Annotated in this window: 15 protein-coding genes and 1 pseudogene; 9 read left to right on the top strand and 7 right to left on the bottom strand. The window is 50.8% G+C overall.

The genetic code is table 11. The annotated features are described in order from the left end of the window. Window positions 1-139: 139 nt before the first annotated feature. On the bottom strand, window positions 140-1,042 hold the full coding sequence (locus EXW71_RS02295) for a LysR substrate-binding domain-containing protein (RefSeq protein ID WP_134657420.1): 903 nt from the start codon (window positions 1,040-1,042) through the stop codon (window positions 140-142). Between the two features lie 160 nt (window positions 1,043-1,202). Here EXW71_RS02295 and EXW71_RS02290 point away from each other — a divergent pair, with 160 nt between their 5' ends. From EXW71_RS02290 to EXW71_RS02275, 4 genes are all read left to right on the top strand, one after another. Next, on the top strand, window positions 1,203-2,504 hold the full coding sequence (locus EXW71_RS02290) for an FAD-binding oxidoreductase (protein ID WP_134657419.1): 1,302 nt from the start codon (window positions 1,203-1,205) through the stop codon (window positions 2,502-2,504). 51 nt (window positions 2,505-2,555) lie between these two features. Continuing rightward, entirely contained in the window at window positions 2,556-3,644 is a 1,089-nt protein-coding gene (locus EXW71_RS02285; protein ID WP_134657418.1) for a polyamine ABC transporter substrate-binding protein, read from the top strand. Window positions 3,645-3,985: 341 nt separating this feature from the next. Further along, complete coding sequence (locus EXW71_RS02280; protein WP_134657417.1) at window positions 3,986-4,507, top strand: GNAT family N-acetyltransferase; 522 nt, start codon at window positions 3,986-3,988, stop codon at window positions 4,505-4,507. A 38-nt stretch (window positions 4,508-4,545) separates the two neighbouring features. Then, a complete protein-coding gene (locus EXW71_RS02275; protein ID WP_134657416.1) occupies window positions 4,546-5,412 on the top strand; it encodes an alpha/beta fold hydrolase in 867 nt (288 codons plus the stop codon). A gap of 411 nt (window positions 5,413-5,823) precedes the next feature. On the opposite strand, the gene EXW71_RS02270 is transcribed toward EXW71_RS02275, so the two are convergent. From EXW71_RS02270 to EXW71_RS02255, 4 genes and pseudogenes are all read right to left on the bottom strand, one after another. Then, on the bottom strand, window positions 5,824-6,522 hold the full coding sequence (locus EXW71_RS02270) for a hypothetical protein (RefSeq protein WP_134657415.1): 699 nt from the start codon (window positions 6,520-6,522) through the stop codon (window positions 5,824-5,826). A 98-nt stretch (window positions 6,523-6,620) separates the two neighbouring features. Beyond that, a pseudogene (locus EXW71_RS28945) lies at window positions 6,621-6,854 on the bottom strand (VOC family protein); the annotation flags it as partial. Window positions 6,855-7,066: 212 nt separating this feature from the next. Continuing rightward, on the bottom strand, window positions 7,067-8,689 hold the full coding sequence (locus EXW71_RS02260; protein WP_134657414.1) for a methyl-accepting chemotaxis protein: 1,623 nt from the start codon (window positions 8,687-8,689) through the stop codon (window positions 7,067-7,069). A gap of 374 nt (window positions 8,690-9,063) precedes the next feature. Then, window positions 9,064-9,459: a RidA family protein gene (locus EXW71_RS02255; RefSeq protein WP_134657413.1), complete on the bottom strand. Its 396-nt coding sequence runs from the start codon at window positions 9,457-9,459 to the stop codon at window positions 9,064-9,066. 139 nt (window positions 9,460-9,598) lie between these two features. Here EXW71_RS02255 and EXW71_RS02250 point away from each other — a divergent pair, with 139 nt between their 5' ends. Further along, window positions 9,599-10,519: a LysR family transcriptional regulator gene (locus EXW71_RS02250; protein WP_134657412.1), complete on the top strand. Its 921-nt coding sequence runs from the start codon at window positions 9,599-9,601 to the stop codon at window positions 10,517-10,519. A 323-nt stretch (window positions 10,520-10,842) separates the two neighbouring features. On the opposite strand, the gene EXW71_RS02245 is transcribed toward EXW71_RS02250, so the two are convergent. Both EXW71_RS02245 and EXW71_RS02240 read right to left on the bottom strand, forming a co-directional pair. After that, complete coding sequence (locus EXW71_RS02245) at window positions 10,843-11,163, bottom strand: low molecular weight protein tyrosine phosphatase family protein (RefSeq protein ID WP_134657897.1); 321 nt, start codon at window positions 11,161-11,163, stop codon at window positions 10,843-10,845. 924 nt (window positions 11,164-12,087) lie between these two features. Beyond that, window positions 12,088-12,435 (bottom strand): hypothetical protein, encoded by a 348-nt coding sequence (locus EXW71_RS02240; RefSeq protein ID WP_134657411.1) that lies wholly within the window; start codon window positions 12,433-12,435, stop codon window positions 12,088-12,090. A 328-nt stretch (window positions 12,436-12,763) separates the two neighbouring features. Here EXW71_RS02240 and EXW71_RS02235 point away from each other — a divergent pair, with 328 nt between their 5' ends. The 4 genes from EXW71_RS02235 (at window position 12,764) to EXW71_RS02220 (ending at window position 20,274) form a co-directional block, all read left to right on the top strand. Continuing rightward, window positions 12,764-14,044, top strand: coding sequence for an HlyD family efflux transporter periplasmic adaptor subunit (locus EXW71_RS02235; RefSeq protein ID WP_134657410.1), 1,281 nt, complete (start codon window positions 12,764-12,766; stop codon window positions 14,042-14,044). After that, window positions 14,034-16,085, top strand: a complete 2,052-nt coding sequence (locus EXW71_RS02230) for a peptidase domain-containing ABC transporter (RefSeq protein WP_134657409.1) — start codon at window positions 14,034-14,036, stop codon at window positions 16,083-16,085. The genes EXW71_RS02235 and EXW71_RS02230 overlap by 11 nt, the downstream gene beginning before the upstream one ends. Before the next feature lie 560 nt (window positions 16,086-16,645). Continuing rightward, complete coding sequence (locus EXW71_RS02225; protein WP_134657408.1) at window positions 16,646-17,431, top strand: Fic family protein; 786 nt, start codon at window positions 16,646-16,648, stop codon at window positions 17,429-17,431. Then, entirely contained in the window at window positions 17,428-20,274 is a 2,847-nt protein-coding gene (locus tag EXW71_RS02220; protein ID WP_134657407.1) for an insulinase family protein, read from the top strand. Before EXW71_RS02225 ends, EXW71_RS02220 begins: the two co-directional genes overlap by 4 nt. Window positions 20,275-20,735 lie beyond the last annotated feature (461 nt).

Genomic DNA, 20,735 nt, shown 5'->3' with positions numbered 1-20,735 from the left:
GGGCAGGGGGGCTCACAAAGGTAAGAGATAGGCAGGCGCTACGGCAATCGGTGAATTCAATCCTGCAGGGCCGGCCTTTGGTGAGGAGCCGCTGACCGATCCTCTTCGGACATTCGAATCAAGGGCTGGCTCTGGTAAGTCAATTTGCGCTTTCGTTCTGTTCGGCCTGCTGGGCGAACCATTGCATGATCAGCGCGCACGCTGGATGAGAGGCGGCGGAAGGTTGTGGGCAGAGCGAATAGACCCCTCGGGTCTTCAAGGGGCGGCCGAACGGGATGAGTAGCACGCCGCGTTCTATCGATTCTTCTGCCAGGGTTATGTCGGTCATGGCTACCCCCAGACCTCGCGCGGCGGCATCGAGCGCCAACTCATCGAGGTTGAAGGGGATATGTCTGTAGTCTTCCAGCGATTTACCATTATTGGCTGCCAGCCAGTCAATCCAGGCCTGCTTGTCGGCGGAACGATGGAGCAGAGGGTAGCGCACAAGATCGTCTACTGATTCCAGCGGATGGGTTGAGTTAGCCAGGCCGGGGGCGCACACCGGAACCAGCGCTTCCTCGAACAAGGTCAAGCAGGATGGATCATCCGACGGCTCGGGCAGATAGAGGATGTAGGCGTCGCTGTCGCTGGCCGGCTCGACGACCTCGGTCGCGACGGTTTCGATCGATAGGGAAATGTCCGGGTGACGCCGGTAGAAGTCGCTCAACTTTGGCAGCAACCAGCGGACCGCCAGCGACACATGCATACGGATGCGGAACGGGCGCTTTTGTGGCGCGAGGCGGTCTTCGAGGGTTTTCAGCTGTACGAGGATATGCCGCGCACTGGCGAGCACCAGCTCGCCCTCCGGGGTCAGTCGTAGGCTGCGACTGTTGCGGACGAACATCGACGTGCCGAAGTGACTCTCCAATTGCTGAATCTTCCGGCTCACGGCGCTTTGGGTCAGGCAGAGCGTCTGCGCCGCTTGCGTGAAGCTGCCGCAGTCCGCAACTTCGACCAGCGCCTGCAAGCCTTGCAGCGAAGGCACGTGACGTATTTTATCCATGCGTTTTGAGAATACCTGGATGATTTAATAACGTTGGTTGTCATCATAAAGACCCATTAGATTCTAGCCATAGCTGCCGCCATCTGAAACTAATCATGCGAATTTTACATGCGCGTAGTGAGCAGGCGGGCTGGCGGAATGACAGTCGATGAGGTGATGCATGGAAAACGTATGTGGCTGGATTGCGCAGGCCGGGGAGTCACCGGTTCGCGATCCTCTGAGCGGGAAGCAGCAGGCCGATTGGCTGGTCATCGGCGCCGGCATAACCGGGCTGAGTGCCGCTCACTCAATCGCCGAACTGCATCCCCAGGCGCGCATCGTGGTGGTCGATCGGCAGCGGGCCGCGCAAGGGGCGTCGGCGCGCAATTCCGGGTTCGTCGTGGGCTACGAACGTCCGACCACACCTGAATTGCAAGGCAACGACGGGTTTGCCGGTTTTCAGGTGGACACCTCGATCTCCCGTGCCGCCAGCGACGAAGTCCGCAAGCGCATTGCCCGTCATGGCATCGAATGCGATTTGCGCGAGTCAGGCTATTTCTTTGCCGTCAGCGATCCGCGCAAGCTGACCAATGTCGAGGCCAAATTGCAGACGCTGCACGCCGTGGGTGCCTCCGCGCAATTTCTGCAAGGTAAGCAACTGATCGAGAAACTGGGAACCCGGCATTACCAGGCCGCGATCTGGTGCGGCAATGGCAACGCGCTGCTGCAACCGGCGAAATACGTGAAGGGTTTGCTCGATGCGCTGCCGGATACGGTGACGCTTTTCGAAAACACCGAGATCACTGGCCTGGAGCGTCTGGGCAACGGCCGCATTCGCGCCAACGGACGCAATGGCAACATTGAAGCCAAGCAGGTTCTGATCTGCCTGAACGCCTTCATCTCCCGCGCCGGTGTCAGCGACAGCGGCACTTTCGCGATGGAACTCAGCGCCAGTCTGACGCGACCACTCAGCGACGAGGAGTTTCAAGCCATCGGCGCGGTAGAGCCCTGGGGCGTGCTGTCCACCCGGCCACTGGGGGCCACGGTGCGATTGACCCCGGATCGTCGGGTGATGATCCGCAACACCGCGGAATATCGCTCGAACGACTTGTCCCGCGCTGAGTTGACCGTGCGCCGTCAACACCATGTACTGGGTTTGCAACGCCGTTTTCCGATGTTGGGCGAACAGGACATCCAATACACCTGGACCGGGCATCTCAGCGCTTCACGTTCCGGGCAACCGTATTTTGCCAAGGTCGAGGAGGGCGTGTTTGCCGTCGCCGGCTGCAATGGCTCCGGTGTGGCGCGCGGCACGTTGTGGGGCCGCCTGCTGGTGGAACTCGCATCCGGCGCCGATTCGCCAATTTTGCAATCAGTCATCGAACGGGCCCAGCCCGGCTGGCTCCCGCCCAAGCCGTTCCTCGACATCGGTGCCATGCTGCGCATGCGCGTGGAGGCGGCCCGAGCCCGATCAGAAGTCTGAAAACCAGCCAACAACCACAATAAAAGCACTTCATAACGAAGGTGATTGAACATGCGCGTCAATACAGTTTCCCTGGTAGCACTTCTCTCGACGTTTTGCGCGGGCGCTCACGCTGAAGAAACCGTCAATATTTCCAACTGGAACGGCTACATCGCCGACGACACCCTGGCCAACTTCACCCAGGAAACGGGGATCAAGGCGACTTACGACATCCACGACAGCAACGAAGTGCTGGAGTCGAAATTGATGACGGGCAACACCGGTTATGACGTGGTCAGTCCATCGAACCACTTCCTGTCGCGCCTGATCAAGGCCGGGGCGATCCAGAAACTCGACAAGAGCCGATTGCCTAACTGGAAAAACCTCGACCCGGCATTGATGAAAAAACTTGAAGTCAATGACCCCGGCAACCAGTACGGCTATCCGTATATGTGGGGCACCGCAGGCATCGGCTACAACGTCGAGAAAATCAAGGCGATTTTCGGCAGCACCGACGTCACCCATTCCTGGAGCCTGTTTTTCGACGAGAAAAACATCAAGAAACTCAGTGAATGCGGCGTGGCGATTATCGACAACCCGACGCAGGTCTTGCCGATTACCCTTAACTACCTCGGGCTGCCTCATCACAGCCATGAGCCGGAGGATTACAAGAAAGCCGAGCAGGCGCTGCTGAAGATCCGGCCGTACGTCCAGTACTTCCACGCCTCCAAGTACATCAGCGATTTGGCTAACGGCAACGTCTGCGCGGTGATCGGTTTCAACGGTGACATCGTGCAGGCCGCTTCCAGCGCCAAGGAAGCCAAGAACGGGATCGACATTGCCTATTCGATCCCGGACGAAGGCTCCACCCTGTGGTTTGACATGGTGGTGATGCCCAAGAGCGCGCCCCATGAGAAGAACGGCTACACCTACATGAACTACCTGCTGACGCCGCAAGTGATTGCCAACATCAGCAACAGCATCCACTACGCCAACCCCAACGCCGCAGCGGATGCCTATGTGGTGCCGGCGGTGAAGCAGGACCTGGCGATTTACCCACCGAAGACGGTCATGGACAAGTTGTTCACCGTAGAGGATCTACCTGCGTCCATCGCGCGGTTGACCACTCGCCTGTGGACCAAGCTGAAAACCAATACATAACTACCTTTGCTCCCTCTTTGGGTTGCGTCGCCTCGGCGCGACTCAAAGTCAGAGGGGGCGTTCTAAATACCTGCATTGGCCAGCAGGAAAGCACACATTTCGCTTAGAGCGACGGTTGTGCGAAGAGGCCCATCCGAACCTGGCGTATTAGTGTTTCTGCCGGTTAAGCCTTGAAGATGAAGTCCCGATCACTTCAGGTAATGCAGGCTAAGGTTTATACCGATGGTGCTTCTATCGTCGAGCGCTTTTGGCCGATGCTGTCATCTCTTCTTCCTGATGGGCGGGCATACTGAGGCTAATCACTACCTCAAGCACTCAGTGTCCGAACAAGGAATTCATCAATGATTCGCAAGGCGATACCGGCCGACGCAAAGGCCATTGCCCAGGTGCATATCAGCAGTTGGCAAAAGGCGTACATCGACCTGATGCCTGCCGAATACTTGAGCTCGTTGCAAGCCACGCTGGCTCAGCGTGAGGCGTCTTGGACCCGCTCGATTGAATCGGGCGAGTCGAACGTATGGGTTGCTGAGCAGGACAGGCAAATCGTCGGTTGGATATCGGTCGGTGCCAGCCGTGATGAAGATACCGATCAGGAACATGTGGGTGAGGTCAGGGCCATCTACGTGTTAGCGGAGTGTTGGCACACAGGCGTCGGGCTTGCCTTGTGGAAAGCCGGCCAGCAGTACTTGGTGGAGCAAGGTTATCAGCGTTTAACCCTTTGGGTCTTGGCCGGTAACGAAAGAGCCATCCGATTTTATCGACGGGCAGGATGTGTTGAGGACACGGGGAGTGAGCGCAGTCTTCAGAGGGGCGGTACCGCACTGGTAGAGGTGAGGTACAGGTTGTGCTTGCGCCCGTTGTGAGCCTTGGCTGCATCGTGCAGTGTTATCAGGGAGTGAGTATGTTCGAAGGTTTCCAGCTCGAAATGATTGAGTTGCCGGAGACTACGTTACGCGTACGTTTCGGTGGCTCAGGCCCGCCATTATTATTGCTTCATGGCCACCCCCGTACGCATACGACGTGGCATAAGGTTGCACCGCTGCTCGCAAGCTCCTTTACGGTGGTTTGCCCTGATTTGAGGGGGTTCGGCAAATCCGCTAAGCCAGCGGATCCGCATGACTACGAGGCGTTTTCAAAGAGAGCAAAAGGGCGCGACTGCGTGGCTCTCATGGACACCCTTGGGTTTGATAAATTTTACTTGGCAGGACATGACCGCGGCAGTTATTCAGCCTTTCGCACAGCGCTCGATCATCCGTCACGCATACTAAAGCTTGCGATCCTGGATGGCGTACCCATTCTCGATGCGCTTGAACGATGTGATGCGCGGTTCGCGTCGAAATGGTGGCACTGGTTTTTCTATGCCCAGCGCGACATGCCAGAAAGGGCAATCCTTTCAGACCCAAAAGTTTGGTATGGCGGTAGCGCAGAGGCTATGGGCCAGGAAAACTATGATGATTTTCAGGCCGCGATTCACGATCCCGACACAGTAGTTGGGATGCTCGGTGACTATCGGGCCGGCATTGCACTGGATCACTTACATGATAGAGAGGACCGCCAGTCTGGTCGCAAGCTTCAATGCCCACTCCACGTTCTCTGGTCGCTAAAGGATGATCTCGAGGCCCTTTACGGTGACGTACTTTCCGTTTGGGAGCCATGGGCCGAACAGAAGGTTACTGGCGAAGGAATTGACAGCGGCCACCACATGGCTGAAGAAGCTCCGATCGAGTTGGCCCGTGCACTTAAGGCTTTCTTCACCGAGGAAACATGATGCTTGTTTCTGGCTGAGGGTGTGTAAAACGTTTTCAGCGCAGCATGCATCCGAAGCCAGACTGAGGTTGGCGTTTCTACGCACAATCTGTATCTGCTCACTTGCCCATAAATTTCAGATTTAACGTAGATGCGCCACTTCAATTTTAGCGAAGCGTTTTACACACTCTGGGCCAAAAGCAGTCATTAGATTGGGGCCTAATTGTTCTCACCCAATCGCATTTTGGCCTGTTTTAGCTTGACCTGTTCAGGCTCAAGTTCGTTGATGACCCACATTTCCAATGCCTCTCGAATCGATCCCCCCAGAATTCTGTTGCACTACCCCCATCAACTGCGGCGGAATGCATAGCATGGCGAACGGGTCTTCACGGCGACACTCAGGCCAGGCACCTGGCCCCTTCCTTGCCTGGGCCTATTCGTGGCTCTTCTGCAGTTGCGTCAAGGGGGAGACCGTACGGAAGGTACCATCGAGATCTTTGACACAGAAATCGCGGGGAAGGGGGCGCTCATTGGTAATACCGTCTTCGGCCTTTAGCTCTCGTGCGCCGATGATGCAGCCCCCACTGAAAGTGCTGGCTTGCACGTATTCAAGCTCTAGCTCGTAATCATGGCCTGCCTCAGGAATGAAGCGAATCGGCTTCGGCCAGCAGGAATACTGGCTTCCGCCTGCAGCAAAGAATGCCAAGAGGGGCGTGCCGGCGGGCACTACGACTTCGTCGTACTGTTTCAGCGTGCTGTTGATGGCGATCGACTTCTTGCTGCTGGGCATGCCAATAAGCATGTTGCGCTTGTCGGAATCCCGCCACGGATACAGCCCCGGCGTATCGACGTGGGGATTCTTCTGACCCAGTTGGTCTGCCGATTGGGTCTTAAGGGCTCCGTAGAAGCTTTCGCATGAATGGCCACTGATGTATGCGGCATGGGTTGTGTCGCCGGTGATGAAACGGATCCGTGCGGTTGTTGCCGGATCGTAGTTCGCGGCCTGGATGTGATCTTGGACGTTGGATTTGGAACTCGCGCAGCCTACGATGAGGAGAGCGAAGCAGAGTGGGGAGGTTGCTTTCAAAACAGAAAAGCGGTGTTCAATTTTAATAAATCTCAAAAAATCCATATAAAAACTTCCTTAATACTTGCTACGCGAAGATTCTTTCTTACGCCGGCTGTTAGCTTGAATCCGCCCTTCACGCCAGTCTACTCCGCCCAGTTCCATTGTAGGTTGATGCCTCTTCCAAATGGCTTAGTCAACGGCTCCGTCAGCCATTGACCCGCGTCCGAATCAACCTCCTCAAGCATTACTTGAGCCCCATTCAAATCAAGGTATGCAAATCCATCTTCAGGGCGTTGTTAAGCTACGTTGAAGCCCAAGCAAGAAACCCAAAAAGCTAAGCTGCTCTCCAGGTTGCTTACCATTAACTCCGGAACCAGTTTGTTACGTTCGATCATGAGATGACTTCCATTTCACACGGCACACTTTGCAGGTTGGCGGGCTCTGCACTTATGACTTCGAAGCCGAGACAGGGTCGTGGCGAACAGGATGATGCACGGTCGAACGGGAATTATAGAGTCTGCCCCGCATCAGTCCATGACTGAACACGGGGCTCGATCTCGCAATCCGGCAGCTCAGCCTGAGACCGATCTACTCCCTGACGATACGGCTACGCACTCAGGCGTGCCGTCACTTCATTCAACTGCCCTGACAGCCCGTGAAGGTTGAGGCTTGCCGCTTCGGTGCGCTGCATGTTGTCCAGGTTGGTGCTGGCAATTGAAGTGATTTCGGTAAGGTTGCGCGAGATGTCTTCGGCCACCGAGGTTTGCTCTTCGGCGGCGGTGGCAATCTGGCGGTTCATGTCGCGAATGGCTTCCACGGCATGGGTGATGCGCTCGAGCATGGCGCCGGCCTCATTCACTTGCGCGACACTTTCTTCACTGCGCGACTGGCCGCTTTCAATCGCCTGAGCCGCGTCCACCGCGCCGGTTTGCACGGTCTGGATGATCTGGTTGATCTCGATGATCGACGCCGCAGTACGCTGGGCCAGGCTGCGCACTTCGTCGGCCACGACCGCAAAACCGCGTCCGGCTTCACCGGCACGGGCCGCTTCGATCGCCGCGTTCAGCGCCAGCAAATTGGTCTGCTCGGCGATGCCGCGAATCACCTCCAGCACCTTGCCGATGCGGCCGCTGTCGGTTTCCAGGCGACGGATGACCGTAGCGGTGTTGGCGATCTCGCCACGCATTTGGGTGATGGTGTGAATGGTGCCCCGCATGACTTTTTCGCCCTGCTGCGCGGACTGGTCGGCATCATCGGCGGCGCGTGCGGCATCGGCAGCGTGACGAGCTACTTCCTGGGCAGTGGCGGACATTTCGTTCATCGCCGTAGCCACCTGATCGGTACGGTTGAACTGCTCGTTGGTACCGCTGGCCATGAGGCCGGCGATGGCGTTTAACTCACTACTGGCGCTGTCCAGATCCTTGGCGCTGCGCTGCAGGCGGTTGAAGGTTTCGGCGAGAAAGTCGCGCAACGTGTTGGCGGCCATGGCCAGTTTGCCCAACTCGTCTTCACGGCTGCTGGCCACGCGTTCGGCGAATTTGCCTTGGCTCAGTTGCGCCACGTAGTCGATCAGCTTGCGGATGGGGTCAACCAGGTTGCGGTTGATCAACCAAAGGCTGAACAGACCGATCAACAGACCCGAGGCGAGCATCACGATGATCCCCAGCATCACCGTGCGTTGGGCAGCAGCGCTGATCAGCGTCGACTGCTCGGTGCCGTGCTTGCGCAGTTCGCCGACCAGTTCGCTCATCTGATCGCTGGTGGCGCGATCCACTCCTTTGACGGCAGCGTCGCCGGCGGTGGGGTCTGCACCGGCGGCGATATAGGCATCGCGACCTTTCTGGTAAGCGCTGCCCAACTGACGGTGCTCTTCACGCAGGCGTTCGATACGCGTCTTGAGCTGGCCGTCCAGGCCTTTCTGACTGGCCAGTTCGCCGAGGATCCCCTGTACGTCGCGCTGACGGTCTTCGAACTGCTTCCAATATTTATCCAGATCTGCCGGCTGCTTGCCCCGCAGCAATACGTTTTTCCATTCCTGAACCTGCACCTTGAATTGCAGGTTGGCCTCATCGATCAACTGCGACGTATGCAGCGGACCTTCGATCAGGTTGGCGTAGTTTTGTACGCCGCTGGACAGGAAATGAAAGCATGCCAAAGCAATCAGCAACATTGCCAACAGGCTGCCGCTCAGCAACGTGAGGATTTGGGTTCTCAGGGATTTTTGCAGCATCGGATGATACTCATGACAGGAATGAAATACGCCTGGTTTGGCGTGAAAGACGTCCAAACTTCCTTGTCTGCGGTTCTGGCTCGTGGCCGGAGCCGCGCAAGCTAACACCTGCGTCATCGGCGCGCCAGAGCGGTTCTTTAGGAGGGGCCGACCGCCGGTGCCCTATCAGCTCTCGGTTGTCTTGCGCCCTATAGATATCCTGTGGTTTGAGTTGAGATGAGCGCAGTTCTGGCCGATTGCAGACCTTCGTGAGAGGCAGCAATCGGCCAAATGAGAACAGTCACTGGAGGCTGCACCCCACCGAGAGTGAGAGGCGCGTTTTATTTGAAAACAAGAGGGTTCCGGTCGAGGTTCGGCGTGGTGCTGATCCGGTCTTACTCCGGTAGCCTGGCGATCACCTTGATCTCGAAGTCGAAGCCGGACAGCCAGGTCACGCCGATGGCGGTTGCTGTCGAGTAGGGCGCTTCGCCCCAGTATTCAGCCGCTACCGCCCAGATAGTTTCGAATTTCAAATCGGGGTCGACCATGAAGATGGTCGTGTCGACCACATCGTCGAAACTGCTGCCGGCCTCTGCCAGTATCGCGTTGAGGTTGGCGAAGGCCAGGCGAACCTGTGCCGCGAGCTCCGGCTCGGCCGAGCCATCCTTGCGGCTGCCGACCTGGCCGGACACGAACAGAAAGCCATTGGAGCGAATCGCCGGCGAGTAGCGGTGCAGTTCGTACAGTGCATGGCGGTCAGGCGGGGAAACGACATCACGTTTACGGGTCATGGCAGAGCTCCTTCAGGGCCATCGCGGCCCGCTGTTTAAGATGGAGCCACTGTAAAAAGGCCGCCGGCCTGGATAAACGAGCAACTCTGGTCATGATTGTTTGTAGAATCCAAACTATCCCGACCTACTGAGGCGTAAAATGGACCGTTTCGATGCGATGCAGGCCTTCGTCCGAGTGGTGGAAACCGGCAGCTTCACCAAGGCGGCAGCCACCCTGCACATGAGCAAGACCAGCGTGACGCAACTGATCCAGCAACTGGAGGCGAGGCTGCGCGTGCGCCTGCTCAACCGCACCACACGCAAGGTCAACATCACCGCCGATGGCGCGGCCTACTACGAGCGCGTCATCCGGCTGCTGGCTGATATGGACGATGCCGAGACCAGCTTGTCCAGCGCCTCGATTGCACCACGCGGCCGATTGCGGGTGGACGTGCCCAGCCCGCTGGCGCGCATGGTATTGATACCCGCCTTGCCAGGGTTCTACGCATGCTACCCGGAAATCCAGCTGACCATGGGCGTGAGCGATCGCATCATCGACATCATTGGCGAAAACATCGATTGCGTAGTACGTGGCGGCGAGATCACCGATCAGTCCCTGGTGGCAAGGCATGTGGGCGACCTCAAGGTCGGCATCTATGCCGCGCCGGACTACCTGCAGCGCTTCGGTAAGCCGGCGCATCCACGTGAGCTGGATGATGGCAGGCACAGTACTGTCGGCTTTCTCTGGTCGCGCACAGGCAAAGCCTTGCCCTACACGATGCAGCGGGGTGAGGAAATCATCGAGGTCCAAGGCCGCCCGCTGTTGATTATCGACGATGGCAACGCATACCTTGCCGCAGGTCTGGCCGGCCTGGGCGTGCTTTGGCTACCGCAGTACATGGCCAAACCGCACTTGGCCAGCGGCGAGCTGGTGCCGCTGTTTGAGGAATGGCACATGGAACCGATGCCGATGTATCTGGCATTCCCACCCAACCGTCATGTCAGCACCAAGGTGCGGGTATTTATAGACTGGGTAATGGAATTGATGGCTGAACATGCACCTGTGGTTGGGAGAGGGTGATGCTGGAGGGGCTTTCGGCCAAGAGTTGCACCGATGCGTGCTTACACGAACGTTGGAATGTAAACCTTCGCCAATGACGGCCCAACGCATTTTGGATTCATTACAAAGCGCTCGGTTATTTGGCAGCGCTGAACTCGATTACGGATCTCTGCGTTGCGAGCCTATCCATGTGCGTGCCTCGGCAGTCTGCTGCTGGCCGTAAGTGGCCCCTCACAAATGGCGGCTAATGGGTGTGAGTTTGATCTTTAAACGCAATAGAAGGTCTAGATCGGCCCGCCGGCTTATCCGCGACCATTCCTGCGACAGTCGTTTCCGCATGAAGCCTATGTGGTGAGGCAGGACGTCACAATGTCTTCAAGCATGCCCACCAGTTCAGGATCCATGTAGCGGTAATCATCTGGAATATCGAGAGAGTGGAGCCGTTTGTGTTCAAGAAGGCGGGCGTATTCAGCCTGAAGACGATTAAGGTGTTTGCCTTCCATGACAAAGATCACATCAGCCCAGCGAATATCCGCTGGGCTGATAGGTTTACGTGCATTTGGACTGGTTCCTGCTGAACGGGCATTAAAGCCGGGACGACGGCGCCAGATCGCTTCCGCAGTAGGACCCAGTAGTTGACGGGTTGTGCGAATGGGATAGCTCATCCCGAGTTGGTGTGCTCTGTACAGTTTCGCTGCGCGGGTGTACATCAGTTTCCAATGCTTTTCTGGCTTGCACTCCAGCGGACGAACCATATTGTCGCCTCTGCATTTAAGGGCCTGCATACGTCTCTAGGCGCGGGTTCTTTTCATCGTTATATCCTCGTGAGTACCGGGTTCAGCAGCCGCAGTAATACGAGTTGGAAATATAGTAAACGTGAATCGATGCAGGGGCTAGATAGGTTGAGCGCTTGATACTAGCAGCAGCTAATGACTGTAGGCAGTCTCAGCGCCAAACGGCCGACTTCTGCCGGTGCCGAAAGGCTGCTCTGGGTCGATAGCAGCGCTTCATTACAGGCTACTACCGACCCTAAGCCGCCATTCCAGGTGCCTACGAGGCCAGGGACGATTTAGGCTTCACTCTAGACTCTGGGATAGGCGCCCCGGGACGTGGGTCGATCATCGTCATCATAAGGATCTGGGGCTTGATTGAGAGCAATAGAATCATCAGGATCAGGTAGCATCGGTCTCGTCTGTGGAGCATTTGGACTCACAGGCCGAAACCAACTGCTGAAGGCTAACGCTTCCTCTTGAAGAAAATGCTCAATCCGCTTTTGCTGAATAGCGTTCAAGTAGCCCCCAGCAACGCCTCGTCCCAGGGAGCGGAGTAGTAAGTCGGGCTTCTTGGGATCCGGTTCATCGAAAATCCCCACGCTCTTGGTGCCGTAAATCAGCATCATCAATCCATTGCTCAAGATTGCCTCAGTACGAATCGCAGAGAAAATTCGCGCGAGTCGTGTGGTTTTATCGCCACCAGCGGGGATGCTTTTCAACCAGTCAAAAAGTGTTGTGTGCTTTGGATAGTCTGGGTACGCGAGTATCAACATAGTAACTTTGCAATAATAACGTATTGGATAAAAAACAATAAAACTATAAATCTTGCTTAGGCTCTATCGGACTGCGCAGCCTTTTAGTTCGTCCTAAGGCATCCCATTCAATAAGCTGCACGTACTTTTTTCGTACCGAATAAAAACAGAGCTCCGCACCATCGAGATGCTTCATTGATGGAGGAGGCTTTTCGCCCTGAATCAAAACAGCGATTGTCTCCTCAGGCTTTGAAAATGCTCGTGGTGCAGACTGTATACGAACATGAATTAACTTTGTTTCCGCTCTGCATGCATCGATAGCGGCCTGTCTCTCAGGAGACAATGCGCTAGCGTACAGAGAAAACAATGCGCTTGTTCCCAAAAGCACAGTGACAATTAAAAGCTTAATCATGACCCCACCTATTTATTGTATCTTCACCAAAAAACTAATAGAGCTTCCAGGGAGCCAAGGTATCCTATCTGCATACAACACTGCAACTCGAATTCATGAACGTTGCCCTTAAGCCGCTATAAAAAACATTCGACGCATAAAAATCAAATAAATCACAATGCTGGCCTGGCCATAGATACAAAAAATCTTCAATTGTAATGCAATCGCAAGATTGTGGACATAATGCTGCAACATATCCAACAGTAAGGTTGAAGAGTGCGATAGGAATCCGCAGCAAGCTGCCATTAAGATAGTTAGTCATTTAGGGATCTTGGTATTTGGAACCGCTATGTCGATTATGGAAGATCAAGCGAAGTTATTTAGAAAAGAATCTCTACCCAACACATTAGAAAATACGAGCGTCGCAGCAAGATCCGAAAGGATTGGCAGTATTAAGCCATGGGCAGCTTCGATAGCTTTAATGCTATGTGTTTTTTTTATTTTGCTGCAACCCTATACTAGAAGAGTAGACGTAAATTTTATCACAATAGCACTGTCTGGAAAGCAGCGTGTTGAGGCTACATCAGAAGGTGTGATATCTGAGATATTTGTGGAGCAGGGAGACTTCGTTCATCGAGGGCAAAAACTAATAGCCTACGCACGAGAGCAATTCGGACGGAGCGGTTCTACCAATCTTCAAAAAAGAAATCTTCTTAGTCAAAATCTTATACAGCTAAATGAATTGTCTGTAAAAAACTCCCAGAACTATCAAATTAGTATAGAAAAGCTAGGGCTCCAATCTAAATTTTCGGAATTACGGGCCGCTGAGTTGGAGGCCCGAGTGCATGGCTTAGTCAGTGCGCGGAAAATTCTAGAATCAAAAATTGTGGTAGGTAATCATTTGCTGGCTGAGGGCGCTGTAGCCGAAAGTTATATTCAGGATCTTAAAGATAAAGTCTTGAATATCGACAATTTATCTTATTATGCAAAACAAAATTTGATAAAGGAGCAGCAGTTTCTCTCTGAAGCTCCCAACCTGGCAAAGCAATATAAAAATGAACTAGAAATTCAGATCAACCACAATAGATTTGAGGCTATAGAGATTGAACGAGAGCTGATTGATATTGAAAGCCAAATCTTATCATATATTGTCGCCGATTTTGATGGCGTCGTCGCGGCAGTGAATGCTTCAAAGGGAAGTAGCATCAGGAAATCGGACAGCCTTATTGTGGTTGAAGCAGAAAAAGGAGAACCGACTGCACGTATTTTAATACCTAAGCAAGCAGCTGCATTAGCTAATCTCGGACAGAAAGTCACTCTGCGATATGATGCTTACCCGTTTACAAAATTCGGAACAGCTCAGGCGGAAATAATACAAATTGATAATACAGTAACCAGCACGAAAGACGTATTGCGTACGCTAGGTTTGCAAGCCGAAGAGCCCGGTTATTTAGCGACTATAAAGATAATTGAATCTAGCAACTCGAATCTGGAGATAGACTACCAAAAAGACGGACTTACCGGCCGAGCCTCAGTAATGCTTGAAGAGCACTCTCTTATCAGATGGATATTTGACCCATTGATAAATTCTGTAGTACAGGCGGGGCAAGGAAAACTAAATGAATATTAAAAATTTTCAGCTCATACGCCAGCAAGAACAATCTGAATGCGGATTGGCATGTGTAGCAATGATCTGCGAGCACTATGGAGTAGACATTTCACTTAACTCCCTGCGTGCTGACTTTGCAACAGGGGGACGCGGAATAAATTTAAAGAACTTGTCAGATTTGTTATCTAAGATTGGTTTCAGGTACCGACATCTAAGGCTTGAGTTGGAACAAGTTCGTACGTTAGAGTTGCCATGCATTCTTCACTGGCGCATGAATCATTTTGTTGTGCTTACAAAGGCAAGTAAAAATAGATTCACAATTTATGATCCTGCCGAGGGCGTTTATCGGTTTAACAGAAGTGAGTTTTCAGCAAGTTTTACTGGTATAGCTACTGAGCTTTTTTACACAGCAGATTGTAAGTTGGCTTCAGGCTCAGCCCGTAAGGTAGGCGAATTTCAGCCCGGGCTCAAACGTGATAAATCGTTGCTGATTTACGTGTTACCCATAGTAATAGAGCTCCTTACGCTAGCATCACCTTTTTATATTCAGCTAGCAGTGGATCAGGTAATGGAGAGCAATGACCAAAACCTTATGTTCGTTATTGCGATGTTATTTGGTGCATTATGCTGTATTCAATATCTGCTCCAAACAATCCATCTAAAAAACACTGTCAACACGGCAAGGTCATTAGCAGACTCTTTAGGATATGAAACGTTTCAGAAAGCCGTTAGCTTGCCCGTTTCGTTTTTTTCAACGAGGACATCGAACAACATAATTTCGAAGTTCACGTCCCTTCTAGCTATCGTAAGTTTTGAACACAAATATCGTAGTGCGGCACTTGTAGCTGCATGGCTGATTGTCGCAGCTCTGATAGTATCATCAATTATCTCAATCCACTTAGCGCTGTGCACAGCTGCATTCGGGATTGTGTATGGGGTGAGTGTAGTATTTATCTCGAAAAACCAACGACATGCGTTGCGGCAGAAGAGCAAGATGAAAACTCGCTCAGATAATATAGTCCTAGACACGATACGGAATATAAAGCAGATACAGTCTGCCAGGGTTCAGGAAGAAAGCAAAGAAAGGTTCTTCGCGAATTATTCTAGTTATAACTATTATGATGCAACCGCCCAAAGCATCACACTAAAAAGCGTAGGGTTGCTAAATTTGTTATTGAATCTGCATAGGATTTTCGTCGTTGTGATAGCTGCAGGCCAAATATCCAATGGCTCCCTTAGCATCGGTGGGATTTTTGCATATTTGCTTATTAGCTCAAGGTTCTTCGTTAACCTGAGTTCCATTTCTAACTACTTCATCCACAAGCACGAAAATCAGTATCATCTGGACAATCTTGAAGATTTATATAGTTACCCAGCTGAAGTGACTCAATTTAGAAGGCGCATCAGGCTTGAGAAACCCGATATCGCATTGAAAGATGTTTGCTTTAGGCATTCACCTTCAACGAAATGGATTATGTACAATTGCGATATCTCGATAAAGTACGGTGAAAAAATCTTACTTCGAGGAAAGTCGGGGGGAGGCAAAAGCACACTAATCTCTTTATTAAGCGGAAATTTAAAGGCAAATTCCGGGAAACAAATGTTAAGCGGTTTCCTGCTCGAAGAAACAGGTCCCGATTCATTTCGATCTCATTTTTCCATCATGATGCAAGACGATCAGATCGTATCGGGCACTATACTGGACAATATAATATATTCACGTTCGAACATAAGCTTTGACAATGTATTTAGTGCAGCAGAAGCGGCGTGTATTCATGATGATATTATTACAATGCCTATGGGTTATAACACTCTTCTTTCGGGGGCCGCTAATATCTTATCTGCGGGGCAAAAACAAAGAATATTATTAGCAAGAGCACTGGCCGAAGACGCGCCTGTGCTAATGCTTGACGAGGCAACTAGCAATTTAGATTTAGATAGTAAAAAAAACATACTGAAACACATATTAAACCTTGATAAAACTGTAATAGTTATCTCTCATGATGACCTAGAAGATAATTTCAGTCGCGTGATCGATCTAGATGCCCTAAATAGACTTTAACCTGGTGGGCAATTTCTATTGTGGCCTTCAATCTATAGATACTTAATTCATCAATATACGGCGAGGAGGTAAAAACCAAATATACTCAGATGGAATATCAATTTTAATTTATATATTATGTGAGAATATAAAGATGCGTGAATTGACAGCAGAAGAACTCATTTTGGTATCTGGGGGTGATGATACCAACGGAGCGGATGAAAATTGGGGGGATGATATATCTCACGATCCAGGTGAACATCCAGATGACGGCATGGCGCACGATCCTGGGGACGTGTCCCCGGGCGACACCGTTAGCTTTTGACTCAAATGCATGGCTCACTGCAGTGAGCCATGCATCGGTTCAGAGATTGTCTTATTCTAGATGGCTCCTAAGCTATTGGTCTGTGGATTTAGATATTATTAGTTTTCTGTCTTGCATTGCAGTAGACGATAAGGAGTGGATAAGTAGCAACTCAACTTTCCAAACGAACAATTATTGTAATAGTGTTTCTCAAGGCTAAGTCAAAAACGGAGGTAGAACATATCTGTTTTATCTTTCCAGTGGAGCATGCAAAAAAGTGATTATTCGTACTTTAAATACCATTGCATGGAAACCTTTGGACCCCAACTCAGTTAATTGGGACGCGTTGGGCAGTTTGCCTTTGTTACTACATGCAGCGGAAGTCCTACCTTTAGCTAGATCCGCAAAATGGCCCGATTCGCTTGAAGTCGCAAAATCAGTAGCAGTCTGCCAAGACTATAGCTTTGAGCACTATCTGAGCAAATATTATGCTGATAGAAATCATACAGAGTACCCATCGATGCGGGCTGTCGAGGAAAAGAAAATCCTAACTGTCTTGCCCCACTTAAGTTCTGATTACCTTTATAAAAATTGCTCTTTACAATTAATAGATACTATTCTAGCCATAGCCTCAGAACTATCTGGTGCTGCTTCTGAAATTCGCGCTGTGGACGTTTATACTAACTCAGATAGTCATCATGTTCGAATTAAATACCCTTCGCCTGAAAGTATACCAAGCACTCTGAAATCAATACAAAAGTGCATTGATAATTGGAGGGGGTCGCGGTTGCTATTAGCTATCATGGTATCGATCTCTTTTGTCGCATGCCATCCATTTATCGATTGTAATGGAAGGATCTCAAGGATTTTATTTAACTATATTTGTGGTTTAAAAGGGGATGCATACATCCCGTTAGCAGAAATTAACTTTTTTTCCCGAGGAGGATATGAGATCCGACTTCGGAAAGCTGTAATGTTCGGAAGCTGGGTTGAAATTGTTGAATATTTTAGTGCAGTTATCTGCTTGGGTGTAAAAAATTCTGAGCTAGAGCAACATGTGTGATCTATCGCTCAAATAATGGCCTGCTATTGTTTTCAGTGGTGATAGATATCTGGATTTTAACTGGCGGATTTTACATGAATTTTAGGGCGCACACTTATCTGCTCTCCATTTTTTTAGTATGTCTTTGTGCAGGCGCGAAAGGTGAGATATTACCGGAACCTATAAAGTCGCCGAGTGACAGAAATAACTACCGGTCGATACGGTTACAGAATAACATTATCGCTTTACTTGTGAATGATCATGCTGCAACTAAGTCAGCTATTGCGATAACAGTAAATGCAGGTAGCGATCAGGACCCTGAGTCTCTACCAGGATTGGCGCACCTTACCGAGCATATGGTCTTTTTAGGCAGTAGGCGCTACCCTGATCCTAGTGGAATCTCCAAATTAATGGGCCTTGTTGGAGGCACTTTTAACGCTAAAACCAATAGGCAATATACAGATTATTATTTTCATGTTCCAGCACCAGCACTACCCGTAGCAATGGCCCATTTGGCTGCTGCTCTGAGTGAGCCATTATTTGATAGAACATACGTTGAGTCTGAACGAAAGGCTATTGATGCAGAATATCGGATGCTCTCAGACAATGAAAAATTTCGTTTTCTGGAAGCAGTTGGCAATGCCGTTAGTCCGCGTCATTCTTGGGCGCGCTTTCGAATCGGGAACTTAAAAACGTTAGGTGGTGATTCCGAGAAAATCGCAAGTGAAGTCGCAAGGTTTCACAAGCTCTACTATTCTTCGGAAAGGATAAAATTAGTTGTAAGCGGGCCCCAGTCTCTAGATGAGCTTCAGCATTTAGTCGAGCATAATTTTCTGAGCTTCAATAGTGGCTTAAATTTGCCCGCACCCGATCATATCGACTTGTGGAAAAAAAATGCCGAGCCGCTAATCGTACATGTGCAGCCAAAAGATTCACGGAACAAGCTAACGTTAATTCTTACTGTTCGAAATGAGGCCGGAGATGAGTTCAGCAAGCCGCTTAACTTTATACTCTCATTGCTCAATGCAAAAAACGAGGGGGGCTTGCAATCTCAGCTACAGAGACATGGGTTGGCGAAACAGGTTAGTGTTAACGTGATGGAGTGGCGCAAAAATCAATCTATAATAGGTGTCCATATCGAGATGGCTGCCGGTACTCCTCCAGAAATTAGCGCTATCAAAGAGGCTATCTATGACTCCATTGAGTTAGTTCGAACGGCTGGTTTAGATCGTTGGAGATATGATGAGCTCGTTGCTTTGAGCAAGCAACGTTTTTTGTATAAAGAGAAAAAGCCCCCCTTGGCTATGGCTAGGTCATTAGTAAGCAATATGCGACGCTATGAACCTGAGGACTGGTTGTATGGGCCGTTTCGAATGAATGGTATCGACCCCCAAAGGATTGATTCTTTGTTGTCGGATATGGCCTCTAGCAATACTCTGTTGGTATGGGAGTCGCAGGCCGCTCCGACCGATCACGTCTCTAAATGGCTAGATGTACCTTACAGTATCCAACAAGACACCACGTTGCCTAGTCATACTCAAATCTACACATTTTCTCTTCCTAAAAAAAATCCGTTCCTTGTGGATGATTTGAATCTGGTTGACGTTAACGAATCTGAACCGCTGTCAATTTTTAATAAATCTGGAACCCGAGTTTGGTATCGCCCCGAAAAAGAGTTCAATATGCCGATGACTGCATGGAGAATTTCTATAAAAAGTAATTCTGAAGTGGGCCTGGAGGACCATGTAAATCTTGCATTGCTTATAACTTGGCTGAATTACCGTATGCAAAATGTTCTTCAACAGGCATCTTACGCAGGTTTGTTCGGTGAAATAAAAATAGCTGAGCAGGGTATCGAGGTGGGCCTACATGGTTTGCGTCAGCACCAGGATCTGCTCCTGCAGGAGGTGTTGCGGACGTTAATGAATGAGCCAATAAATCGTCATGAGTTCAATACTGTCGTGGCTCGTATGGAGCGGTATTGGAGGTCTCAAGAGAGTAAGATGCCTTTAGCTGCTGCAAATGATGCTCTGCGAATTGCAATATACCCCGAAAACTGGCCATCTAATGAAAGCCTTTCTGAACTCAATAAAGCCTCGATAGACAGTTTTAATCGCTGGCGTGATAGATGGCTAGAAGATATACATTCAGATGCCCTAGTTGTAGGCAATTTATCCTTGGATACCGCCCGGAAAACAGGGTTTATGATTCATGAGGTTTTGAAAACCACAGCACCGACCCGCTATTTTCTTTACTCCGGCCCTCGCACTTTAGACGAAAATTTACCGCCCATTCGTGTCCGTTCATCATCTCACGATAGCGTACTTATTACATATGTGCCTTTTTCGAGCAGTACGCTCAGCGCGCAGGCCCATTCAATGCTGATCAGTCAATTTGTTGCTAGCCGTTTTTTTCAAAAGATAAGAACCCAGCAGCAAATAGGTTATGCGGTTTCTGCATATCCGAGCAGTGACTGGCGTAAACCAGCCTTAATATTATCAATACAGTCTAGCAATTATGGAAGTGGCGATATCCAGTCTAAAGTTTTGGAATTCCTTGCTTCGCTAGATAGAGAGTTTTGTGAATTGGATGACACACAGCTCAACAAGTTGAAAAGCGGGGCATCTAATAAATTGAAACTTGATCACGGTGGGTTAATGGAAATGACTGAGGGTTACTGGGCGGACATATCACGACTAGACTACAGTTTTAGCACGCGCCAAGAGCTTCTTGAAGTTGTTAATAAAGCAACTGTTACTGACATTCGTTCAGCTTGGAAAAACCTGATTTCCGGACCGAAGCTATGGATAACACTAGATCCAAACCGAGCCTCTAACCCTCGGCCGGTTGGAGTCGACCCATAGCCTATGACATCGTGCCCGTGACCTTAAATGTAAACGCCGTATTCAATCTGCCCCCAGCAGTTCGTGGACCGAACACCTCGTTTCGTAGGCATGCGACGGCAGCTTTTGGCCGATTGCTGCCTTTCGTGAGGGGCTGCAATCGACCCAATGTGGATACTGCAGAAATGAAATCACGCTCGCTTAAAAGCAACCTTAATCGCCGCACCAGCTTGACCAGCGAGCAAAGCTATCTCAGAGTTTATAACAACCTCGCTCCAAGATAATTTGGTTGCGACGCACACTATTAAATACAGCTCATAGTACCGCCCGCCGAGTTCGGTTTTGACCCAAGCAAGGGTGCCCCCTAAGGTAGCCATCGTGACCGGGATAGAGATATACCGGCTTCTGTCCGTCACTCGCATACCGCCACGACGACATTCGAAGTGAACGGCCAGTTGTTCGTAGGTCTCAATGTCAACGCC

Source organism: Pseudomonas sp. BCA17 (assembly GCF_004519405.1).
In the GTDB taxonomy this organism is placed as follows: Bacteria; Pseudomonadota; Gammaproteobacteria; order Pseudomonadales; family Pseudomonadaceae; genus Aquipseudomonas.
This window is presented reverse-complemented; position numbering and strand designations above follow the sequence as displayed.

Coding starts and splice junctions, on each gene's coding strand:
- EXW71_RS02295 (WP_134657420.1), bottom strand. CDS start 1,042: ATGGATAAAATACGTCACGTGCCTTCGCTGCAAGGCTTGCAGGCGCTG.
- EXW71_RS02290 (WP_134657419.1), top strand. CDS start 1,203: ATGGAAAACGTATGTGGCTGGATTGCGCAGGCCGGGGAGTCACCGGTT.
- EXW71_RS02285 (WP_134657418.1), top strand. CDS start 2,556: ATGCGCGTCAATACAGTTTCCCTGGTAGCACTTCTCTCGACGTTTTGC.
- EXW71_RS02280 (WP_134657417.1), top strand. CDS start 3,986: ATGATTCGCAAGGCGATACCGGCCGACGCAAAGGCCATTGCCCAGGTG.
- EXW71_RS02275 (WP_134657416.1), top strand. CDS start 4,546: ATGTTCGAAGGTTTCCAGCTCGAAATGATTGAGTTGCCGGAGACTACG.
- EXW71_RS02270 (WP_134657415.1), bottom strand. CDS start 6,522: ATGGATTTTTTGAGATTTATTAAAATTGAACACCGCTTTTCTGTTTTG.
- EXW71_RS02260 (WP_134657414.1), bottom strand. CDS start 8,689: ATGCTGCAAAAATCCCTGAGAACCCAAATCCTCACGTTGCTGAGCGGC.
- EXW71_RS02255 (WP_134657413.1), bottom strand. CDS start 9,459: ATGACCCGTAAACGTGATGTCGTTTCCCCGCCTGACCGCCATGCACTG.
- EXW71_RS02250 (WP_134657412.1), top strand. CDS start 9,599: ATGGACCGTTTCGATGCGATGCAGGCCTTCGTCCGAGTGGTGGAAACC.
- EXW71_RS02245 (WP_134657897.1), bottom strand. CDS start 11,163: ATGAGCTATCCCATTCGCACAACCCGTCAACTACTGGGTCCTACTGCG.
- EXW71_RS02240 (WP_134657411.1), bottom strand. CDS start 12,435: ATGATTAAGCTTTTAATTGTCACTGTGCTTTTGGGAACAAGCGCATTG.
- EXW71_RS02235 (WP_134657410.1), top strand. CDS start 12,764: ATGTCGATTATGGAAGATCAAGCGAAGTTATTTAGAAAAGAATCTCTA.
- EXW71_RS02230 (WP_134657409.1), top strand. CDS start 14,034: ATGAATATTAAAAATTTTCAGCTCATACGCCAGCAAGAACAATCTGAA.